Origin of the sequence: Streptomyces sp. NPDC053755, from assembly GCF_040677675.1 — a bacterium.
Classification (GTDB): domain Bacteria; phylum Actinomycetota; class Actinomycetes; order Streptomycetales; family Streptomycetaceae; genus Streptomyces.
Genome location: NZ_JBFASK010000036.1, coordinates 52,856 through 69,783, shown reverse-complemented (window position 1 = coordinate 69,783; position 16,928 = coordinate 52,856). Strand labels below are relative to the sequence as shown.

14 protein-coding genes are annotated in these 16,928 nt (G+C 73.3%); 7 read left to right on the top strand and 7 right to left on the bottom strand.

Going from position 1 to position 16,928, the window contains the following annotated elements; all coding sequences use genetic code 11:
- Together AB0K65_RS27280 and AB0K65_RS27275 are read right to left on the bottom strand one after the other, a co-directional pair.
- The coding region (locus AB0K65_RS27280; RefSeq protein ID WP_365720996.1) for a condensation domain-containing protein at positions 1–1,897 on the bottom strand (1,897 nt) is incomplete at its 3' end.
- A 219-nt stretch (positions 1,898–2,116) separates the two neighbouring features.
- Positions 2,117–3,520: a helix-turn-helix domain-containing protein gene (locus AB0K65_RS27275; RefSeq protein WP_365720994.1), complete on the bottom strand. Its 1,404-nt coding sequence runs from the start codon at positions 3,518–3,520 to the stop codon at positions 2,117–2,119.
- 476 nt (positions 3,521–3,996) lie between these two features.
- On the opposite strand from AB0K65_RS27275, the gene AB0K65_RS27270 reads away from it, so the two are divergent.
- The gene (locus tag AB0K65_RS27270; RefSeq protein ID WP_365720992.1) at positions 3,997–4,182 is read left to right on the top strand and encodes a hypothetical protein; all 186 of its coding nucleotides are present in this window, start codon (positions 3,997–3,999) and stop codon (positions 4,180–4,182) included.
- A 248-nt stretch (positions 4,183–4,430) separates the two neighbouring features.
- Here AB0K65_RS27270 and AB0K65_RS27265 read toward each other — a convergent pair whose 3' ends face one another.
- Complete coding sequence (locus tag AB0K65_RS27265; protein ID WP_365720990.1) at positions 4,431–7,958, bottom strand: BTAD domain-containing putative transcriptional regulator; 3,528 nt, start codon at positions 7,956–7,958, stop codon at positions 4,431–4,433.
- A gap of 265 nt (positions 7,959–8,223) precedes the next feature.
- Between AB0K65_RS27265 and AB0K65_RS27260 the strand changes: the two genes are divergently transcribed.
- The 5 genes from AB0K65_RS27260 (at position 8,224) to AB0K65_RS27240 (ending at position 13,898) form a co-directional block, all read left to right on the top strand.
- The gene (locus AB0K65_RS27260; RefSeq protein WP_365720988.1) at positions 8,224–8,553 is read left to right on the top strand and encodes a nuclear transport factor 2 family protein; all 330 of its coding nucleotides are present in this window, start codon (positions 8,224–8,226) and stop codon (positions 8,551–8,553) included.
- Between the two features lie 139 nt (positions 8,554–8,692).
- Positions 8,693–9,172, top strand: coding sequence for a diadenosine tetraphosphate hydrolase (locus tag AB0K65_RS27255; protein ID WP_365720986.1), 480 nt, complete (start codon positions 8,693–8,695; stop codon positions 9,170–9,172).
- Between the two features lie 766 nt (positions 9,173–9,938).
- Complete coding sequence (locus AB0K65_RS27250) at positions 9,939–11,501, top strand: pectate lyase (RefSeq protein WP_365720984.1); 1,563 nt, start codon at positions 9,939–9,941, stop codon at positions 11,499–11,501.
- A 133-nt stretch (positions 11,502–11,634) separates the two neighbouring features.
- Complete coding sequence (locus AB0K65_RS27245; protein ID WP_365720982.1) at positions 11,635–12,360, top strand: peptidase inhibitor family I36 protein; 726 nt, start codon at positions 11,635–11,637, stop codon at positions 12,358–12,360.
- Positions 12,357–13,898 (top strand): phosphodiester glycosidase family protein, encoded by a 1,542-nt coding sequence (locus AB0K65_RS27240; protein WP_365720980.1) that lies wholly within the window; start codon positions 12,357–12,359, stop codon positions 13,896–13,898. The genes AB0K65_RS27245 and AB0K65_RS27240 overlap by 4 nt, the downstream gene beginning before the upstream one ends.
- 166 nt (positions 13,899–14,064) lie before the next feature.
- Here AB0K65_RS27240 and AB0K65_RS27235 read toward each other — a convergent pair whose 3' ends face one another.
- Positions 14,065–14,997, bottom strand: a complete 933-nt coding sequence (locus AB0K65_RS27235) for a GNAT family N-acetyltransferase (protein ID WP_365720978.1) — start codon at positions 14,995–14,997, stop codon at positions 14,065–14,067.
- Positions 14,998–15,176: 179 nt separating this feature from the next.
- Here AB0K65_RS27235 and AB0K65_RS27230 point away from each other — a divergent pair, with 179 nt between their 5' ends.
- Positions 15,177–15,749 (top strand): antibiotic biosynthesis monooxygenase, encoded by a 573-nt coding sequence (locus AB0K65_RS27230; protein ID WP_365720977.1) that lies wholly within the window; start codon positions 15,177–15,179, stop codon positions 15,747–15,749.
- A 40-nt stretch (positions 15,750–15,789) separates the two neighbouring features.
- Here AB0K65_RS27230 and AB0K65_RS27225 read toward each other — a convergent pair whose 3' ends face one another.
- The 3 genes from AB0K65_RS27225 to AB0K65_RS27215 all read right to left on the bottom strand — a co-directional run bounded on the left by AB0K65_RS27225 (position 15,790) and on the right by AB0K65_RS27215 (position 16,811).
- Positions 15,790–16,074, bottom strand: a complete 285-nt coding sequence (locus AB0K65_RS27225; protein WP_365720975.1) for a hypothetical protein — start codon at positions 16,072–16,074, stop codon at positions 15,790–15,792.
- Positions 16,071–16,394 carry a hypothetical protein gene (locus AB0K65_RS27220; protein ID WP_365720973.1) on the bottom strand — a complete coding sequence of 108 codons (324 nt, stop codon included), beginning with the start codon at positions 16,392–16,394 and terminating at the stop codon, positions 16,071–16,073. Before AB0K65_RS27220 ends, AB0K65_RS27225 begins: the two co-directional genes overlap by 4 nt.
- A gap of 123 nt (positions 16,395–16,517) precedes the next feature.
- Positions 16,518–16,811: a hypothetical protein gene (locus AB0K65_RS27215; RefSeq protein WP_365720971.1), complete on the bottom strand. Its 294-nt coding sequence runs from the start codon at positions 16,809–16,811 to the stop codon at positions 16,518–16,520.
- Positions 16,812–16,928: the final 117 nt, after the last annotated feature.

Sequence of the window (16,928 nt, the reverse complement as noted above, 5' to 3'; positions counted from 1 at the left end):
GGATGCCCTTGGGGCGTCCGGTCGATCCGGACGTGAACATCACACACGCCGGGTCGTCCGGCGTCGGCGTCACGTCCAGGCTGCCGGCGGGCCGTGCGGCGATCTCCGCTTCCTCGGTGTCGGTCCGCACGGCCGGCCAGGGGCCCGGGAGACGAGGGGCGTGTCCCGCGGTCGTCACGAGGGCGGTGATGCCGGCGTCGGTGGCGGTGCGGGTGAGGCGTTCGTCGGGGAACTCCGGGTCGAGCAGGGCGTATCCGGCGCCGGTCTTCAGTACGGCGAGGATGGCGACGGCCAGGTCCGGTGACCGGTCCAGGAGGATGCCGGCGAGGTGGCCGCGGCGCAGGCCGGTGGTGGCGTGCAGGTGGTGGGCGAGCCGGTTGGCGTCGGCGTCGAGGCGGGAGTAGGAGAGGTGCGCCTCGCCGAAGACGACGGCGGTCGCGTCGGGGCGTAGCCGGGCCTGTTCCTCGAACCGTACGGTCAGCGGCCTGTCGTCCACCGCGGCCCGCGTGCCCGACCAGGTCTCCAGCACCCGCCGCCGCTCCTCCCCGTCCAGCAACTCGATCTCGTCGAGGGGGCGTTCGAGGTCGCGCAGCACGGTGCCGGCGAAGCGGACGAAGCGGTCCTGGTGCGCGGCCACGGAGGCGGTGTCGCACGTCTCCGGAGCCGCGTCGAAGTCGATCCTCAGCCCGTCCTCCGGACCCAGGTCGTACACCGCCACCGCCAGGTCCTCCACCGGACCGTTCCCCAGGTTGTGCTGGGTGGTGGGCACTCCGAAGAACCGCATCCCGGGCGCGAACGCCATGATGTTCACCTGCGGGGAGGCGGACGGACGGCCCGCCGCGCCCGGCCGGTCCGCCCCCGCGAGTGGGGCGCCGCCCATCTCCTCGAACCGGGTCCGCTGCCGGCGCAGCCCCTGCCGGGCCTCGCCCACGACGGACCGCAGGACATCGGCCAGAGTGGCCGCGGCCGGGACCGGGAGCCTGAGCGGGATGACGTTGGACACCATGCCCGGCGTGCGCCGGGCCAGCTCGGTGGTGCGCGCGGTCACCGGCAGGGCGAGCGTCAACTCGTCGACGCGCACCCCCGAGGCCCGCCGCACGTACGCCGCGACCAGAGCGATCACCATCATCGTCCAGGGCGCCCGGTGCGCCCGGGCGGTCTCCCGGAGCCGCCGCGCGTACGGCGCGGGAAGGGTCACCGTCCGCCGGACGAACGGCAGCGACCCTTCCGGCACCGGGGCGGACCGCCCGTGGCCGATCCTCGGTGACGGCGGCAGGTCCGCCAGACGTTCCCGCCAGTACGCCCGGTCGGCCGCGGCCTCCTCCGACGCCCGGTAGGCGGCGTCCTCCGCGAGGAGGTCGGGGAGCGACCCGAACGGGCTGGGGCTCCAGGGCTCGCCGGCCTCGGCGTGTGCGTACAGCTCGACCAGCCGGGCGTCGAGCAGGGCGAGCCCCGCCCCGTCGATCACCAGGTGGTGGAAGCCGTGGAAGTAGAACCACAGCTCCTCCCCGGCCTTCACCAGGGCATGCCGGGTCAGCCAGTCCGAGGCCAGGTCGAAGGGCCGGGCCAGTTCCGCCTCCATCCAGGCCCGTGCCGCCGCTGCCGGGTCGTCGGCGCCGCTCACGTCCACCAGCGCGAGCTCCTGGTCGCCGGGGTCGGCGTGCAGCTCCTGCCACGGGCCGTCCTCGTCTGCGCCGATGCCCCGGACCCGCATGGCATCGGTCTCCAGGGCGAGTTGCCTGAAGGCGGCCGTGACCAGCTCGGGATCGACCCGGCCGCGCAGTTCCCGGTACTCGCCCACGTTGTAGCGGCGGCCGGAGGGGTCCAGCGCGTGGGCCAGCCAGATGTCGCGCTGAGCCGCCGACAGCGGCAGCCGTACAGAGGCCTTGGGGGACATGCGGGCGCTCCTCGGGGGACGGGACGGTCACGACGGGTTCGGCGCGGCGGGTCCGGTACGAGACGGGGTGGGGCGCCGGCGGGGCGCGGGCCGGCGGACCGGCCGCGAGGGTGGCGAGGACCGGGCCTCCTTGGGGGTGCCCGGTCCTTCCGGCGTACGCCCATCCAATCCGTGCCGCCCGTGGCGGGGCGGCAGTTGTCCCGGTGCCTGGGGAGCAGTTCAGACGGCGGCAGTTGCCTGCGGCGCGGACACTGCCGCCGTGGGCAGCAGGGCCCGTATCAGTGCGGGCACCCGGAAGCGGGAAGCCCCCTCCTGGTGAGCCGCCCGGACGAGACCGGACAACAGCAGCTCGCGCAGCAGCCGGCCGCACTCGGGCAGGCTGCGGCCGGTCAGGGCCGCCAACGCGGGCAGCGGGACTCCCGGGTCGGCGAGCAGGCCCACGGGAGCGCCCGGGGACACGACGGGCGCGGGGCACAGGGCGGTCAGCAGGGCGCGCTGCTCGGCCGGCAAGCGGTCGATCCGGTTCCGGAGGGAGGCGCGCAGCCGGTCGTCCCGCCCGCCGAGATGGTCGAGGAAGGCCGCCGGGTCCGCCTCCAGCGTGTCGCACAGGGCCGCCAGATCGGAGACGACCAGCCAGGACGCGGCGGCGGACAGCGCCCCCGGGTGCCCGTCCAGGAGGCGGCAGACGCGTACGGCCCGCTCCCGGTCGGCACCGGCCGATGCGGCCGGCCCGGGCCGCACCCGCCGCACCTGGTCGAGGAACATCCGGACGGCCGGCTCGCGTTCCGCCCCGGGGTCCGCCGGATCGCCGGGCCGCCCGGGGCCACCGCCGCCGTCCGCGGCCGGGGCGGGCAACGGGCACAGCAGGAAGAGCCGTTCACCGGGGGCCTGCCACGGCTCGTCGGAGGTCACCAGAAGACGCAGTCCCGGCACCTCGTGCTGGAGCCGGGTCAGCCGGTCGAAGCGGGGCGCTCCGGCCGGTGCCCCGTCGAGCACCAGCAGGACGGGGCCCTCGCCCAGGAGGCCGCCCGCCGGCTCCGGGCCCGACGCGTCGGACCCGGAGCCGTAGAGTCCGGCCACCAGCCGCTCGGTGAGATCGGTCCAGGGGCCCGCCGCCGTCGGCAGGTACTCACGGGCCGCGCCGGGAAAGGCGTGCCACAGGACCGGCATGCCGGAGCCGTGCAGTGACCTAGCAACGGCCAGCGCCACCCGGGTCTTGCCCACCCCGGGCAAGCCCGTCAGATGCGTCAGCCGCTCGGCGCCGTCCGGCGAGAGCTCCCGCACCAGGGTCTCGGTCTCCGTGCTCCGTCCCAGCAGCGGCTGCGGGGCGTCCGGCGGCGCAGGGGGCCCGGCGGTGACCCCCAGGGCTCTGCCGAGGTGTGCCGCCTCCTCCAGCGCGGCCCTGGCGCGCGGTCCCAGACGCAGCGCGTCCGCCATCAGCCGCACCGTGTCCGTGCGGGGCCGTCTGGCCCGGCCGTGCTCCAGGTCGCGGATCGCCCGGACGCTGATGGTCGACAGGTCGGCGAGTTCCCGCTGGGTCAGCCCCATCCGCAACCGGTGCGCTCGTATCAGTGCGCCGATCTGCGTGTCCTGGGTGGGACCGGCGGTGAGGGCCGAATTCATGTGTGCTCCCGGGGGGTGTGAGGAGTGACGATTCCCATCCTCGGCAGTCCGCTATCACGCCCCCATCGCCCGGCCGTCCACCCCGCCGCCCACCGGGCCACGTGCCGGGGGACGGCCGCCGCGCCGCTATCACGGATCCGTTCCGGACCCCGACCTGGCCGTGGTCCGTCACCTCGGCCGACCTGTTCGTGCCGTAGCGAAAGGCAGCGCCGTGGTGTCAGTGGTGCGCGTGGGACAGCTGTTATCACGTGAGGCTGCGGCCCCCGGGGCGGCATAGGGGTCGGGGCTCTTGCGCGCACCCCGCCTATCACCGCCCACCTGCGATCCGTCGTCTCCGGCGGCCCTCCGCGATGCCGTGATAACTGCGTGATAGGAGCGGGGGCGGTCCGGGGATTCCCGCCGTTCCTAGCGTGGTGCCCACGAAGAAGGAGACGCCCCGCAGCCCGGCGGGACGCCCCGACCGAAGGGAAGATCCCATGGCCATCGCCCACGCCGTCCGCGCCGCCGTCGTCACCGTCGCCCTGGCGGGAGCCGCACTGCTCGGCGCCCAGGCGGCCCTGGCCGACGAAGGCACCCCGACGGGTGGGACGACCGGTTCCTCCTCGACGCAGCAGGCCACGCCGACCCCGACCCCCTCCAGCGACAACAACCCCTGGGACTGAGCGCTGCCCGGCCGCCCGGCGCCCTCACCGCCCTCTGCCGCCCGGCAGTCTCCCCCGACCCCCTCCAGCGAGAACAACCCCTGGGACTGAGCGCTCCCCGGCCGCCCGGCGCCCTCACCGCCCTCTGCCGCCCGGCAGTCTCCCCCGGCCCCGGGCAACCCACCGCTCCCCAACAGCCCCTGGCCCCCCACCGCTCCCCAGCAGCCCCCGCCCTCGGCGGGCCGGCCGTCGCCCCGGGCGCCCAGCCCTCAGCCGCGGGCCAGCAGCCGCCGCGCCTCGGCGAGCTCCGGCTCCATCCGCCGGTCCCGGAACGCCTGCACCGCGCTGTGCAGAAGCTCCTGCGAGCGGTCCCGGTCGCCCGGACCGTCGCCCGACGCGAGCAGCCGCGCCAGGTCGAGCCGGACCATGGCCGCACCACCCTGGTCCATGATCTGCTCCCGGATGCCCAGCGCCCGGTCGAGACAGTCACGAGCCGCCGCGGTCTGCCCCATCCCGGCATGGGCCAGGCCGAGATCGCGCAGCAGATGCCCCTCGCCGATCACGTCCCCGCTGTCCCGGCACAGCTCCAGCACCTCGGTGAACGTCGCCACCGCGCGGCTCAGTTCGCCCTGGCGCTGCTGCAGCTGCCCGGCTCTCCGCAGGGTCCGCGCCTGCCCGCCGGTGTACCCGACCGACCGGTAGATGCCCAGGGCCTCGTCAAGGCGGCTCTGCGCGGCCGCGCTCTGCCCCCGCAGCATCCAGATCTGCGCGCTCTGGGTGAGCACGATCGCCCGGCCCACCACGTCACCGGCGAGATCGAAATCCCGCAAGGCCCGGTCGTACAGCTCCAGTGCCTGGTGCTCACGGCCGCGGAATCGTTCCAGCAACGCCAGGTCACGATGGCACAGAGCGAGCCCCTGCCGGTCCTCGATCTCCGTGAACAGCCCCAGGGCCGAGGTCAGGGCCGCCCGCGACTCCTCGTGCTGACTGCGGCTCAGGTACAACGAGCCCAGCGACGCCAGGACGGCGGCGCTGCCCCGCTTGTTCCCCGCCGACCGGGCCGCGCCGAGCGCCACCTGATGCGTCCGCTCCCAGTGGTCGAGATAGCCCCGCGTCTCGAACAGCGTGACCAGAGTCGTCGTCAGGTCCCAGCACACCTCGTCGAGCTGTTCGGCCGCCGCGTGCTCCACCGCCTGGACCAGGTTGGCGTGCTCGCTGTCCAGCCACTCCAGAGGGTCGGCGAGCAGCTCGTCCACATGGGCCGCCGGCGGCAGCCACCGCGGGGCCGAACCGTGCAGCACGGTGAAGTCGCCACCGTAGATCCGCCGGTGCGCCTCCTCGGCCAGCGCCATCCAGCCGCCCATCATCCGGCGCAGCGCGGCCGACTGGGTCGCCGGGTCGTCGTGCGCGGTCAGCTGCTCCCGGGCGAACACCCGGATGATCTCGTGGAAGCGGTACCGGAACCCGCCGGTCGACTCGATCCCGACCACGTCCAGCATCTGTACGTCGACCAGCGGTTCCAGCAGGTCCGACGGGAATTGGCGCCGGTCGTCCAGCAGGGCCCCGGCCAGCCAGCCGGGCAGGCTCGGTCCCCGGGCCAGGCTCAGCAGCCGCAGGAGCCGCCGGTCGTCGGAGCCCAGCCCGTCGTGGGTCAGGGAGAGGCTCGCCCGCATCGTCATCTCGCCGTGCGTCAGCTCGTCCAGCCTGTGCCGCTCGTTCGCCAGCCGGTGCACCATCGAGGCCAGGGTCCAGTGCGGCCGGGCCGCCAGCCTGGCGGCGACGATCCGCAGCGCCAGCGGCAGCCCGCCGACGGTCCGGATGAGCGCCTCCGCCGCGACCCGCTCTCCCGCCACCCGCTCCTCGCCGATCACCCGGACGAGCAGTTCCATGGCCTCCTCGGTGCCGAGCACGTCCAGCTCCACCCGGTGCGCGCCGGGCAGTCCGGTCATCCGGACCCGGCTGGTGACCAGCACCGCGCAGCTACCGGCTCCGGGCAGGAGCGGCCGCACCTGGCTCTCGGACGCGGCGTCGTCCAGCACGACCAGGACCCGGCGGGAGCCGAGCAGCGTCCGGTACATCTCGGCCCGTTCGTCCAGCGAGTCCGGGATGACCGGACCGGGGATGCCGAGGGCGCGCAGGAACCGGCCCAGCACCTCGGCAGCCGTCGCCGGAGCACCGCTGGTGCCCCGCAGGTCGCAGTAGAGCTGTCCGTCGGTGAAGTGCCTCTCGCCGGCCTGGTGGGCGATGTGCGTGGCCAGCGTGGACTTGCCCGTTCCCGGCTTGCCGACGATGACGACGAGGCCCACGGCCCGCCGCTCGCCGGTCCCCAGCAAGGTCTTCTCGATGACCGAGATCCGTGCCTCGTGGCCGACGAAGTCGGCGGTGTCGGCGGGAAGCTGTCGCGGTACCTCGGCGGATAACGCGGCCACCGGCGCACCGGCCGCCTCGGTGGCGGAGGGACGCGGGGCAGGCTCGCGTACGGCGGAGGCCACCGGCCCGCCGGGCCGGAGAGCGCCCCCGTCCGCTCCGGTGCTCACGGCACGTTCGCCGTGACCGGCATGCGCGCCGGGTTCCGGCGCGAAGCCCGTCTCCGGCTCCGTACCGGTGCCCGTGCCGAACTCGCCTGCGGGGCCCGCTTCCAGGGCCCCGGCGCGCGGAGCAGCCGACGAGTGGCCGACGACCGCCCCGAGGAGCCCGACGGCCCCGGACCCGTGGCCGACGCCTGCCCCGAGGACGCCGGCGGCCCCGGACCCGGCTTCCCGTGCACCGGCGGCCCCGGACCCGTAGACCGCCCCGGGCGCGTCTGCGCTCCCCGTCCGCGACGGGGCGAGCCCTGCCGTCGGCCCGCTCCCGGGCCCGCCGTTCGTGCCACGGCCCGCCGACGCGGAGGTGCCGGTCCCCGCGAAGGGGTCCCCCAGGTCTCCCGCCCCGGCACCCGCTCCCGGCGCTGCGGGGTAGGGCCCGCGCTCGGCGCCGTCGGCCGGCTGCCCGGACCCCGGGCCCGGGGCCGTACGCGCCCGGTCGCTCGCGCCGGGGCCCGAGAGCCGTGGGGCTGCGACCTCTCCGGCGAGGATCGCCGTCTCCAGCTGCCGTAGCTCCTCGCCCGGTTCCAGCCCCAGCTCGTCCACCAGCAGCTGGCGACCGACCCGGTACACGTCCAGGGCTTCGGCCTGGCGCCCCGAGCGGTACAGCGCCAGCATCAGGCGGCCGCGCAGCCGTTCCCGCAGGGGATGTTCGTGGACGAGGAGCTGGATCTCCCCGACCAGCTGGTGGTGCCGCCCCAACTCCAGCTCCAGGTCGATCCGGGTCTCGGCGGCCGTCAGCCGTTCCTCGTCCAGCTGCCGCGCCTTGCTGCGCAGGGTCTCGCTGGAGATGCCGCTGAGGCAGTCCCCCTGCCACAGGGCGCCGGCGCGGCGCAGCAGTTCGACCGCCTCGGTGGCGCCGACGGCCTGCTTGCCGAGCGACCGCGCGTCACCGATCCACCGGCCGAACAGCACCGCGTCCACGGAGCCGTCCTCCGTCTTGAGGACGTAGCCGGGCGGCCGGGTGGTGATGGCCGCGGCCACCTCCTCCTTGCCGAACAGCTTCCGCAGCCGTGACACACAGATCTGCACCTGCGTCCGGGCGGTGTCCGGCGGCTCGTCCTCCCAGATCAGGTCCACGAGGTAGTCGGTGCTGACGACCCGGTTCGCCTCCAGCAGGAGGGCGGCCAGAATCACCTCCTGACGCCCCGGCGGGATGCGCACCTGCCCGTTCGGGCCGTGCACGTGGAGCGGCCCGAGGATGCGGAAGGCCACGGTCTCAGGAGCGTGAGGTCTCTCCCCGGGCGATACGTTCACTGACTCTCCCCGCAAGGAACACGCCCCAACCCGACAGACAAGCAGCGAAAACGACCCGAAAGACGCGAGTGCGGAGGTCAGTTTTGCCGCCGCGCACCGCATTTGTAAACGGTGTGGAGATCCGGTGGCGGTGATAGGCCCGCGATAGTGCGAGGTTGCGGTGCCGGAGGACGGTGGTACCTGCCGCCGCAAGGCAGGAGGCGGGCGTACGAAAGGACGTGTCATGAACAGTCGTCAGGCGAGGCGGCTGCCGCCCAGCAGTCTGATCACCGACTCCGGAGTCGACCACGTGCGGCTGGCCTACCACTACCTCGACACGGGGGATCTCGACGGCTTCTCCTCCCTGCTGGACGAGGACGCGCGGCTGGAGAGCCCGGCACCGGGCTGTCGCCACCACATCGAACGGATCGTGGCCTCCGGTGACTGCGTGGTCGCGATCGGCCGGCTCACTCCGCAGCAGGTCGACTTCGTGGACGTGTTCACGCTCTCCACCGAGGGCATGCTGAGCAGCCGCCGCCGATACGCGGCCCCTCCGCGCGTCTCCACGCGCTGATCCGGAACTGCCCGGCCTTTCCGCGCCTCTCCGCGCCGAATCGGTCCGCGAGTCGCGACCCCGTTCCTGCCCCCGAGGCCGGCGTCGCCCGCGCGGCGGTGCGATACCGCTCCCCGACCTCCGGGTGTACGTTCCGTCCATGGGCGACGGCTGGCGGGCGGACCGGATCGGGGCGGCCCGGCGGGGTGAGAACCCGACGGTCATCCGCCGGTTGACCGCGGGCTTCGCCGTCATCGGGGACGTGCAGTTCCTGCCCGGCTACGCGGTCCTCCTCGTGGACGATCCGCGGGTGCAACGGCTGTCCGAGTTGCCGAAGGCGAAGCGGCTGGCCTTCCTGACCGACATGGAGCAGCTCGGCGAGGCGGTCGAGCGTGTCTGCCGGCGCCGGGACCCGGCGTTCCGGCGGGTGAACCTCGAGATCCTGGGCAACACGGACCCCTTCCTGCACGCGCATGTCTGGCCGCGGTACGGCTGGGAGCCGCCCGACGTCGTGGGCTCCCCTGTGTGGCTCCACCCGCGGGAGCGGTGGAGTGACGAGCGGTTCCGGCTCGGGCCGCACCACGACGCGCTGCGCACGGAGATCGGCGGTGAACTGGACCGGCTGCGGTCGACGGCGTGACCGGCGAACCGGCGACCGGCCGCCGCAGCGCGCCGCCAGGCGCCGCAGCCGTACGTCGTCGCCGTAGCCCGTAGCCCGTAGCCCTGGCTCGTGGGCACACCCCTTCCCCCGCAGCCGGAAGTCCGTGGCCCGTCGCGCGCGCCCGTCCCTGGGGCCCGTAGCCCCCACCGCCCGCGGCCCGCCGCCCGTGCCCCGTAGCCCACCCCGCCGCCCGTACCCCTCGCTCCCGCACGCCATATCCCATGGGCCGCCGTCACCGGTCACGAGCGTCTGCTCGGAGCGTGCGTGCGACGACCGCTGACCGGTCGGCACCGCCCTGCGCAACTTTCCCCCGTTTCAGCCTCGTTGGCGGGCCGGCGGCACCGCGTGGCGGGATCTGTCCACCATCGTGGGACATTGCGAGCGGTGTGCCATCGGCCGGCAGAAAGCGATTGCACAAGTCGCTGCACGAGCCTTGCCCCTCTCCCAGGCACCGTCCTATTGTCGCGGCCAGAAAGCGCTTTCTGAGTGACAAGGATCGCTCCGGTGGAGGCGGCCGTCGCGGTGGTTTCCGCGACCCCGCGCACGAGCCGCCGACGATCCGGCACTGCCACGCAAGGTCCAAGCCGCACCCCTGTCGTCGGCCGGACCGGACCACGCCGAGAGGAACACCCGGGCACGGGCGCCGACACCCGTGCGCTGCGGAGGCGTTCCCCTCGCCGGCAGGCCGCGTCGCCACGGCACGGAGCAGGACCACCCGGTGTGTGAAGACGAATGGGAGACCAGGATGAGACGACCAGTCGCACTGCGACTCAACGCGGCGCTGGCCACGATGGCCGTGGCGGCAGCGGCCGGCGTCGTGCTGGCGATGCCCGAGGCATCGGCGGCGGCGACCGGAAGCGCCACCGGATTCGCGACCCAGAACGGCGGGACCACCGGCGGCGCGGGCGGGCAGACGGTGCGCGCGACCACGGGGACCGCGATCCACGCGGCCCTGTGCGGCCGGGCGAGCAGCAGCACCCCGATCACCATCGAGGTCGAGGGCACCATCAACCACGGCAACACCAGCAAGGTGTCGGGCGGCAGCTGCTCCACCGCCGACGGCGTGATCGAACTCAAGCAGATCAGCAACGTGACGATCGTCGGGGTCGGCGGCGGAGCCGTCTTCGACCAGGTGGGCATCCACATCCGGGACACCAAGAACGTCATCATCCAGAACGTGACCGTACGGAACGTCAAGAAGTCGGGGTCGCCCACCTCCAACGGCGGTGACGCCATCGGCATGGAGAGCAACGTCCGCAACGTCTGGGTCGACCACGTCACCCTGGAGGCGTCGGGCGGGGAGTCGGAGGGATTCGACGGCCTCTTCGACATGAAGGACAACACGCAGTACGTGACCCTGTCCTACAGCGTCCTGCGCAACTCGGGCCGTGGAGGCCTCATCGGGTCCAGCGAGAGCGACCTCTCCAACGGTTTCGTCACGTTCCACCACAACCTGTACGAGAACATCGACTCCCGCGCGCCCCTGCTGCGCGGCGGCATCGCCCACATCTACAACAACTACTACGCGAAACTGAACGAGTCCGGCATCAACTCCCGCGCGGGTGCGCGGGCCAAGGTGGACAACAACTACTTCAAGGACTCCAAGGACGTCCTGGGCACGTTCTACACGGACGCCGCCGGCTACTGGCAGGTCAGCGGCAACATCTTCGACAACGTCACGTGGTCGAGCCCCGGTACGGACAACAAGCCGGCCGGTCCGAACCCGCAGTCCAACACCACGGTCGGCATTCCGTACGCCTACACCCTCGACGCGGCCGGCTGCGTGCCGGACGTGGTGAGCCGTACGGCGGGTGCCGACAAGGGACTTCAGGTGTCGAACGGCTCCTGCTCGCCGCAGACGCCGTCCCCGACCAACCCCACGCCCTCGCCCACCGGCCCCACGCCGTCCCCGACCACTCCCACGCCGTCCCCGACCCAGCCCAGCGGCACCAACCTCAGCATCGGTGCCGGGTCCGACGGCTCCAGCAAGGCGAGCGGGACGAGCTTCGGCAACGTCCGCGACGGTAACCTCAGCACCTACTGGTCGCCGGTCGGCTCGACCGGTTCGATCTCGATCAAGTGGGGCTCCGCCACCTCCGTATCCAAGATCGTCATCCGCGAGGCGTCCGGCTCCGCCGGCAGCATCGGTGCCTGGCGGGTCGTCAACGCCGATACCGGCGCCGTCCTGACCACGGGCACGGGAGCGGGTCTCATCTCCTTCCCGGCGACGTCGCTGCAGAAGCTGACCTTCGAGATCACCGGCTCGACGGGCACGCCGAAGGTCGCCGAGTACGAGACCTACGCCTGACCGCCGAGCGATCCGCGCATGACGGCGCCCACCCGGCCTCCCGGCCGGGTGGGCGCCGTGGGTACGGCCCGATACGCCGCCGGGACCGGACATCGGATGACGTCACTCCAGGTCACTGGCCTATCCTCGGTCGGTGAACACCCATATCGCGCGCGGCTCCCTCTTCGTGGGAGCCCTCGCAGTCCTCTGTTCCCTGCTGTTCGCCCTGCCGGCGAGCGCTGCGTACGACGACTGCGGCAAGCAGACCTTCTGCCTCTACACCGGCGAGGGCGGGGCGGGTACCGCCCAGCGCCTCCCGCTCGACGCGGCCGCCAAGGCCACGTCCTATGACAGCGCCTGGAACGAGAAGGCCCTCTCCCTGGCGAACAACACCCCTTACTGGGCCTGCCTGTACGAGAACACGCAGTACGGCGGCACGGTCCAGATCATCAAGCCGAACCAGAGCGGCGACCTTGCGCGGATCACCAACGCGGGCAGCGGCGGCACGCTCGCAGCCATGGTGAGTTCCCACAAGCTGTCGCCGTCCCAGGCCGGCTGCTTCACCGGCTTCGAGCGGTGCGAGGAGGGCAGGCTCTGCCTCTTCCGCGAGGCGGGCGGCCGCGGTCAGATGACCCAGCTCGCGACCGACTACCGCGCCTACTCGGGTGGTTGGGAGACCGGCGTCCACTCCGTCCGCAACCGGACGGGCAGGGCCGTCTGCTTCTACGACGCGACCGACTGGACCGGCCAGTTCGCCACGGGCGACAAGGCGTACAAGGTGGTGCGGGGCGACACCACCAGCCTCGAGGGCGCCTTCGACGGAACGTTCCAGTCACACAGGATCCTCGCCACCCCGAAGGACACGGTCTGCCCGTCATGACGCACTCACTCACGCACACGCACCGCTCCCCGCGCCGTGCCCTGGTGGCCGCGGCCACCGCGCTGACCGCCGGTCTCGTCCTGGCCGTCCCGGGCGCCACCAGCGCGGCCGAGAACGCCGCGACCACGGCCGAGGGCGCACCGGCCCTGGCGCACTGGACGGCGCTGGAGAACCGGGCGCTCGCACCCGGGGTCGAGCACTTCCGGTACAGAGAGTCGGCGCCCAACGCGATACGCGCGGGCGCCCCGCGGGAGCTGAACATCATCCGGATGGACCCGGCGAAGGGCGCTCTGCGCCTCGAGAGCACCCACGGTCTCAGGGGCGGGCAGGAGGAGAGCGTCCGCACGATGCTGGCGAAGCTCCCCGACCTCCCGATCGCCGGCGCGAACGGCAGCTACTTCGCCAACGAGGGCACGCCGGGCGTCACCCCGGAGACCATCCAGACCTTCGGCATCTCCGCCCGCGACGGCGAGCTGACCTCCGCCAACTGCACCACCTCCTCCAGCGATCCGCGTCAGGGCGTGGTCCTCCAGTACGGCATCCCCTACATCGCCCCGCTGGAGACCGTGATCACGGTCAGCGGTGACAAGGAGGCCAAGGAGAGTCCGTACGGGGAGAAGACCCAGCGGATCGACGACGTCAACCGCAACCCGGGCGGGGCGCTGGCCTGCCCGCGCGACGCCGACGACCAGGCCGGCAAGGTCGGCCCGTACACCGACGCCTACGGCAAGTCCATCGCGGCCTACACGGACCCGACCGAGTTCGTGCTGTTCGACGACACGTACGAGATGCCGACGCCGAAGCGGGACGTCAACAAGAAGATCACCGCAGACGACCAGGCGGGCTACGAGGTACGTCTGGACGCCACCGGCAGGATCGTGGAGGGCTGGGCCGAGCGCGGCGGGCACACCGTCCCCGAAGGCGAGTACATCCTCCAGGCCATCGGCGACCACCAGGCCGACTGGCTGTCCCGGCAGCACCAGGCCGGCGCCGTCCTGACGATCGATCAGAAGGTCGTCGACCACAGCTTCGACGGCGGCGGCGTCCCTCGCGAGCTGCCGCTCGACGAGTCCGTCGACATCATCGCCGGCGGGGACCGGATGGTGACCGCCGGCACGAGCCACTACGGCGTCGACCGGCCGTCGGAGTACGCCTACGGCTCCTGCGGGCGGCTCTACGACGTCACGGGCGCGCGCAAGACGCTGGTCACCAGCGCCGACTACGTGAAGACCGACTTCTGTCGCGACACCCGGACGGTGCTGGGCGTGGACGACCACGGGCGCACGCTGATCGCGACGCTCTCCGGTCCCCGTGACACGTACGCGCCCGACGGCGGGTTCCTCACGGAGGTCGCGGTGCCGCTCATGACGCTCGGGGCCATGGACGTCGTCAACCTCGACGGCGGCGGCTCGACGACCCTGCTCACCGGGGCGGAGCTGACCCGCCAGAGCGGTCTCACCGACGGGCCCGCTCCCGGCACCGAACGCCAGGTGGCCGACGCGCTCTACATCGGACGGGGCGGCTACCCCCAGAGGTAGCCCGACGCCTTCCCCCGCTCCGCCCCGCCCGCGCACGGTCCGCCGGTGGGGCGGGGCGGGCGCCGGTCGGTGTGCCCCACCGCCCGGCGCCCCTGACCCGTCCGTGCCGGCGGCCCCTTCGCAGGCCGCCCCCACGGCCGCCGTCCCGGGAGCGGCCCCTCTCCGGTCAGAGGGGTCGGCTGAACTCCAGGCGGTCGGCGAAGTTCTCGTACCCCGCCCTGGTGAACGCCTTCGCCATGGCGGTGTTCGCGGCGTCGCAGTCCCCACGGATCTCCTCGGCGCCGTTCGCCGCCAGGATCCTCGTGCCGCGTACCACCGCCGAGGCCGCGTACCCCTTGCCGCGGTGCGCGGGCGCGACACCGACGAACCCGATCACGGCGACGCTCGGGTTCTCCGCCGGCAGGCTGATCACGGCCGGACTGCCGTCCGCGTCGTAGCCGATCTCCCACCACGCGGGCTCGTGCCGCAGCTCGGCAGTCTCCTCGAAGAGCCGCGCGGCTGCCTGCCGGGCACCCCACCGCTTCACGTCAGCGCCCAGCCGGGCGTCGGCGGTCTCGGCGAGCAGCTCCGCCAGGAGGTCGACGAAGGGTTCCGGGCCGAGGTCGGCGAGGCTGCGGAAGGTCAGCCGGTCGTCGTCCGCCGGGAGCGTGCCGGGGACCCGCAGGGCGAACCGCCGGCCGTCGCGCACCACCCGGAAGCCGGACTCCCGCAGGAGTACGCCCCTGCGCTCGGGGTCGCGCTGGAACTGCGGGGCCTGCGCGGGCGAGTCGACCACGTGCTCCAGTTCGTCCGCGCCGCAGGCGCGGGCCTTCGCGACCGCCGCCTCCAGCAGCGCCGCACCCGTCTCCGGCTCGTCGGCCGGAGCCTCGAACAGGACGCAGGCGTACGGGACGTCCTGGCCCGGCAGGGTCCACAGCACCACGCTGCCGACCAGCCGGCCGGCGCCGTCCTCCGCGACCAGACACCACTCGGGCCGGGTGCACCCGGTGTCGAGCAGCATGCCGAGGTAGGCGCGGGTCGCCGCGTTGCGCTCGGCGTCGCCGGGATGCTCCAGGAGCGCGGGGAGTTCGTCAGGACGGGCGGTGCGGATCACGGTCACGGAATGCCTTCGGCAGCAGGGGCGGGGCGGAGTCGCCCCGAGAACCTAGCCGCCGTCGGGCCCCGCGGACCACCCGGTTTTCCGGCCCGCCGGGAGGCCCCGGCCGAGAGCTCCGGCCCGGATCGGGGGCGGCGCGGCGTAGAGTGGGCGGCGGCGCGGCGTGATCACGAGGAGTACGAGTGACTGCGGTGAGCCTTGAGCACACCACCGTGCCCGCCGACACCGGCGAGGTGACCCTGCTGATAGCGCGCCGGGTGGAGCCCGGGTACGAGGCCGACTTCGAGCGGTGGGCGCAGGGCATCCTGGGCAGCGCGGCCAGGTTCCCCGGCCACCTCGGCCACGGCCTGTTCCGCTCGGCCGGCGACGACGCCCCCTGGTTCCTGGTCCATCGCTTCCGCGACGCGGCGGCCTGCCGGGCCTGGCAGGAGTCACCGGAGCGGGCGGCGTGGTTCGCCGACTGCGAAGGACACCACCACACCGAGATAGCCCGGCGCCAACTGACCGGCATGGAGACCTGGTTCGCCAAGCCCGGTTCGACCCGGCCGGCGCCCCCGCGGTGGAAGATGGCGGTCAGCGCCACGCTGGCGATCTACCCTATCTCGCTCGTGGGCGGCTATGTCCTGGTGCCCCGCCTGACCGCGCTGCCGCTCGCGGTCAGCAGCGCGGTCATCGCGTGCGTCTTCAACGTCCTGATGACGTACGTGGCCATGCCGGCCGTCAGCAGGGCGCTGCGGGGGTGGCTCGGCCGCTGAGGACGGCCAGGGGCCGGCTGGAGACCCGCTCCACGGCCGGTCAGGGCCCGGCCAGCATGAAGATCAGTTCCACCCGTCCCGGTCTCTCGCCCTCCGGCTCGTGGACGCGGTAGAGAAGCGTGACCGTCGCGCCCGTGTCCGTGGCCGGCTCGGTGGTGAGGCGGCGGAGTTCCACGGTCCGGATCGGCTCCGCGGCCGACGCCGGGCTCCGCGGGTCCTCGGCCAGGAGAGCGAGGGCGTCGTGCACGGCCCGGCGGCCGCCGGGGGAGAGGTGCGCGAACTCGGTGTAGAGCCGCCGGGGCACCAGGACGTGCCAGTGGGTCACGCGACACCCTTGTCGAGTTCGGCCCACAGGTCGTCCACGTGCATGAGGTCGGTCGCTCCGTCGAGGGAGGCCTGGACCGCGGCGGGAACCTCCGGCCGGGTCCGCAGGGCGACCAGATGGCGGGCTTCCGTGATCACGGCCGCCTGGTCGGCGCCGAAGCGGGCCGCGTCCAGTCGGGCGTTGAAGGCCGTCAGCTCGGCGGAGTCGATGACGGCCAGTGCGGCGCGCAGCTCGGCGAGCGTCTGCGGGCCCTCGTGCGCCTCGATCCGGTAGGGGCTGGCGTACGCCGGGTCCGGCGTGTGGTGCGGCAGCGCGCTCATGGGAGGCCTCCTCACTCTCGTACGGTCACCACGGTACTGACGGCGACGGCATACCGGGAGAGGACGACCAGGGGTTTCGCGTGAGGAGGTCGCCATGGGCGTGCGCGGCGCCTCGGCCCGGCCTCAGCCCTGGAGGGCGGCCAGGCCCTTGCCCAGGTCCTCGCGGTTCATGACCGGGGTGTACGTGACCTTCGCGCCGAGTTCCATGAAGAAGGGTTCGGCGGTCTTCGGCATGTGCGAGGAGTCGGCCAGGTCGAAGAAGACGTACGCCGTACGACTGCCGTTCTCGGTGGTGAAGTAGGCGGCCTCGGGGCGTATCGCCTCCATCGCCTTCTCCATGATCTTCTGCAGGGTGCCCTGCTTGATGGCCTCGTTGGAGATCTGCGTGTCCATCTGGACCTTCATCAACATGCGCATGATGGCGGCCTTTCCCGGCCCGGGCAGGCGCTCCGTGCGGCGCGCCGTTCACACCCGGGCGCCCGTATCACCAGCCTGCCTCCATCCCGTCGCCGGGACCAGTCGGCGCCCCGGCCC

What these genes read in the sequence shown, in the direction of transcription:
- AB0K65_RS27275 (WP_365720994.1), bottom strand. Translation starts at nt 3,520, where the DNA reads ATGAATTCGGCCCTCACCGCCGGTCCCACCCAGGACACGCAGATCGGC.
- AB0K65_RS27270 (WP_365720992.1), top strand. Translation starts at nt 3,997, where the DNA reads ATGGCCATCGCCCACGCCGTCCGCGCCGCCGTCGTCACCGTCGCCCTG.
- AB0K65_RS27260 (WP_365720988.1), top strand. Translation starts at nt 8,224, where the DNA reads ATGAACAGTCGTCAGGCGAGGCGGCTGCCGCCCAGCAGTCTGATCACC.
- AB0K65_RS27255 (WP_365720986.1), top strand. Translation starts at nt 8,693, where the DNA reads ATGGGCGACGGCTGGCGGGCGGACCGGATCGGGGCGGCCCGGCGGGGT.
- AB0K65_RS27250 (WP_365720984.1), top strand. Translation starts at nt 9,939, where the DNA reads ATGAGACGACCAGTCGCACTGCGACTCAACGCGGCGCTGGCCACGATG.
- AB0K65_RS27240 (WP_365720980.1), top strand. Translation starts at nt 12,357, where the DNA reads ATGACGCACTCACTCACGCACACGCACCGCTCCCCGCGCCGTGCCCTG.
- AB0K65_RS27220 (WP_365720973.1), bottom strand. Translation starts at nt 16,394, where the DNA reads ATGAGCGCGCTGCCGCACCACACGCCGGACCCGGCGTACGCCAGCCCC.
- AB0K65_RS27215 (WP_365720971.1), bottom strand. Translation starts at nt 16,811, where the DNA reads ATGCGCATGTTGATGAAGGTCCAGATGGACACGCAGATCTCCAACGAG.